Genomic DNA, 429 nt, shown 5'->3' with positions numbered 1-429 from the left:
GTTGTCCGACGATCTCTCTTGCCGCGGCTCGCATCCACTCGATATTCACGGCGCGATCCTCGACGCCGGCGACGTACAGGCTGGGGAGGTCCGGCTGCGTTTCGGGTCGCGGATAGTCGATATCGAACTGTGGGCGGAGACGCGCCACTGCCCAATCTCGAAGTTCCGGGCTGCAGTCGTGGTAGTACATCGCCACGGCACGTTCAGTCGGGCACACGACACGACCGAATTCGTCGCGGACGAGGCTGACGTCAGCTGGGAGCAGCATCGGAATGCTGTCGCATCGTCGCGTTGGCGCACCGAGGGGATCAGGAAGCGACGACGCGATGTAGACAACGGCGTCGAAGTGGCGGCGTTCGAGCACGAGAGGGAGCAGGCGCCCCGCCCGTGAGTGACCGACGAGGATCGATCGCGGCGATTCTGGAACTC

Annotated in this window: 1 protein-coding gene; it reads left to right on the top strand. The window is 64.3% G+C overall.

The genetic code is table 11. The features are described 5' to 3' along the window. Positions 1-391, top strand: a 391-nt coding sequence (locus I6F37_RS41000; protein WP_225154519.1) for a hypothetical protein, incomplete at its 5' end; no start/stop codon positions are given. Positions 392-429: the final 38 nt, after the last annotated feature.

The sequence above is a fragment of the Bradyrhizobium sp. NBAIM08 genome (assembly GCF_020193935.1).
Lineage (GTDB): Bacteria > Pseudomonadota > Alphaproteobacteria > Rhizobiales > Xanthobacteraceae > Bradyrhizobium > Bradyrhizobium yuanmingense.
This window is presented reverse-complemented; position numbering and strand designations above follow the sequence as displayed.